Raw genomic sequence first — 3,193 nt, 5'->3', positions numbered from 1 at the left:
GCCACTGCCACAAATACAGGCTATCTTTTGCGGATAGATTTTGGTCAGCCATCCACCATGCCTTTTGAGTGAAGTCTAGGGCGTTTTGATAGTCTTGGCGGCAGTAATAGAGATGACCCAATTCACCGAGGGCAAAAGACTGGGAACGGTAGTCCTGAAGGCGTTGAGCAATTGAGATGGCTTGATTGAGGAGTGTTTCAGTCTCTGCTTCTAGCTGACGTTTGCCACAGGAATTGTGTTGGGACGTGTCAGTAACCACAGTCATCGGTTGCTCCAGTTTAGCTAAATCGATGGCTGCGTAGACTTTATCCTGAGAATCCGGTAGTTCTTTGAACAATTCCTGAGCGTCTTGAACCCATTGGTTCCGCGCCTCTGCTGCCTCGATTGATATTGATTCTTGTGGGCGGTAGGACAGTCGAATCAAATTGCGCAATGCTCGCATTTGAGCAGGTTGGTGATTTTGAGTGCGAGCTAGTTCGAGACTTTCTTTAAAATAGTCCCGAGCTTGATTGTAATTATCTTTGGCATTTTTTCTAAATTGATTTTCTGTATCTTTCGCTGACCGCTCTTTGGCAGAGCTAGCCCAGCGCTCCCAACGTTGAGCTTTGCTAAAGTAAGCATTACCTAGGTCGTTAAGAAATGAGCTGCGATAGGGACTATCGGCGATAATCTTGGCTGTATAATTTTTGCCCAAAGTATCAATTTTACAGTCTTTTGTGCGTCGGGGGCTGATATCAAATTCAACGTTTTGATCAATGCCTAAACCAGTTTGTAAACATTCAATCCCTTGGTCATAATCCCCTCTGAGAAGATAGGCATTTCCCAGACTTCCCAAAGCAGCAGCTTCTCCCTTCCAATCCTGATGAGCACGAGCAACCTTTAAGGCACTGTCTTTGACACAACTGGGTTTGTTTTTAGAATTTTCATCAGTATCAGGGGCTCCACATAGAAGCGCGATCGCTTTTCTCGGTTGTCCAAAACTATTGTAGGCTTGAGCCAATTCCGTTTTCATTCGCCCCATTTGTTGCCAGTTCCTTAGCTGTTGATAGTCAAGGATGGCTTGCTCCCAGTTACTGATTGCCTCCTGGATGTGACCAATCTTTTGATAGGCTCTGGCCAGATTTTCCCGGACAATTGCGCTATTGGTATAGTTGTTGGTCTGTTGGTAGAGCTTCAAGGCATTTTCCCAGGGCTCTATGGCAGCTTGATAATCTCCGGCTTGGTAGTACTCAACCCCTTGTTCCACGAGTTGACTGGGGTTGTCAGCCTGGGTGGTTGCCATATTTCCCTGTTCAGCTGGTTGAGCGATTGAGGGAAGATGACCTAGCCCTATACAAACGGTAAGGCTAAACAGGAATAGTATTCCTAAAAAGCGATCGCTCCTGGATTTAGGTTTACTCGACATTAATAGGACTGCTCTGTAACTGCTCTGGAAAACTTAGGTTAATTATCACCCTAAAGCTGCAACTAAGCTTATATTGCTGACAATAATAATTGCCGAATTGCGCAATTACAGAAAAGCGAAGGTGAAAGCCCCTGTCTTTTAAGCAGGGGATGAAACCGAGCGAGCCGTTCAGGCGCTTTCACATTTATGTGTCCTGTTTATGGTAAAATGGCTAATGCAACGGAGGTGATGGAAGTGTACGGCTGTCAGCAGGTTTTATTAAGTCCAGATCGAGAATTGTCGGCAATTCTCAACTTTTTATGCATACAATCCCATAGATTGACAAATATGGGAATCTACTTTGCTCGTCAAATCTACTTTAAAGCCAATCGCTACATCAGCAAGTTTGAGCTAGAAAAAGAATACAAGCCAAATCGTCACTATAAGGCACTTCACTCCCAAGCAGCACAACAAATACTTCGTTCGGTGTACGAGTCCTTTAAATCCTACAAAGAATTGATTAAAGCATACCGAGAAGGGAAGATTGAGCATCGGCCAAGACTGCCCAAGTATAGAAAAAAGGGAGGTTTGGCATTGGTAAGTTATCCAAAGCAAGCCTTAAGATTAATAGATGGAAACATAAGAATACCATTGGGCAGACAAGTAAAGTGCTGGTTTGACATTGATAGTTTTATATTGCCTCTTCCTAGCAATATTGAATTTGATGACATCAGAGAATTAAGAATACTGCCAAGGAATAGATGTTTCTATGTTGAGTTTGTTTATAAAAAAGAAATAGAAAAACCAAGTGTAGAAAGAGATAATGTACTTGGGATTGACCCAGGATTGGATAATTGGTTAACCTGTGTTTCTAATGTAGAAATTAGCTTTATTATTGATGGTAAGCAGATCAAATCGATGAATCGTTGGTATAACAAACAGATATCAACAATCAAAGAAGGCAAGCCACAAGGGTTTTGGTCTAATAGATTAGCTACGATCACCGAAAAACGTAATCGTCAGATGCGCGATGGAATTAACAAAGCCGCAAGACTAGTTATCAAACATTGCTTAGAAAATCAAATCGGTCGGGTCGTTTTTGGTTGGAATAAAGGAAACAAAAACTCGATAGAGTTAGGAAAAAAAACTAATTCGGAATTTGTGCCAATACCTACAGCTAGACTAAAAGAGAGAATAGCCGGGCTTTGTGAACACTATGGAATCGAGTTCATAGAAACAGAAGAAAGCTATACAAGTAAAGCATCGTTCTTAGATGGTGACTATCTGCCAAAATATGGTGAAAAACCCAACGATTGGAAGCCGTCAGGGAGAAGAACGAAGCGCGGTTTATACCGAACCGCAATGAATTGGTATGTCAATGCGGATTGTAATGGTGCTGCCAATATAATACGCAAAGTAAGCAGAACGCTAGGTATTAGCCTAGACCGACTGGGTAGGGGCGTTTTGACTCGTCCCCACAGGCTTGTCCTGTGGTCAGTTAATAAGAAAACAGTGTGGAGTGATGCGGATTCATCCCATCACGAAACATCCTTATTAGAATCCCCCGTCTTTTAAGCGGGGGAGTAGTCAATGATTTTAATGTTGAGGAGTTACAACGGGTTTATTTTGCTAATCCAGCAGGGATTGAGAATATTATCTCACGGGTGACTGGCACTAATCCTTCAAGTATTTTGGGGACCTTGGGAGTCGATGGTGCTGCTAATCTATTTTTACTGAATCCCCATGGGATTATCTTTGGAGCCAATGCTCAACTGGATATTCAGGGTTCGTTTGTGGCGAGTACAGCGA

General features: G+C 42.7%; 2 protein-coding genes and 1 pseudogene. 2 read left to right on the top strand and 1 reads right to left on the bottom strand.

The genetic code is table 11. The annotated features are described in order from the left end of the window. On the bottom strand, window positions 1-1,405 hold a 1,405-nt coding region (locus F6K37_RS35870), incomplete at its 3' end, for a tetratricopeptide repeat protein (RefSeq protein ID WP_287255704.1). Window positions 1,406-1,639: 234 nt separating this feature from the next. Here F6K37_RS35870 and F6K37_RS35865 point away from each other — a divergent pair. Next, entirely contained in the window at window positions 1,640-2,959 is a 1,320-nt protein-coding gene (locus F6K37_RS35865) for an RNA-guided endonuclease InsQ/TnpB family protein (protein WP_502887805.1), read from the top strand. A 38-nt stretch (window positions 2,960-2,997) separates the two neighbouring features. Further along, window positions 2,998-3,193, top strand: a pseudogene (locus tag F6K37_RS35860) (two-partner secretion domain-containing protein); the annotation flags it as partial.

This window comes from Moorena sp. SIO4E2, assembly GCF_010671945.1.
GTDB classification, from domain to species: Bacteria; Cyanobacteriota; Cyanobacteriia; order Cyanobacteriales; family Coleofasciculaceae; genus Moorena; species Moorena producens.
Note: the sequence above shows the minus strand (reverse complement) of the source record. Positions and strands in the feature narration are given on the sequence as shown.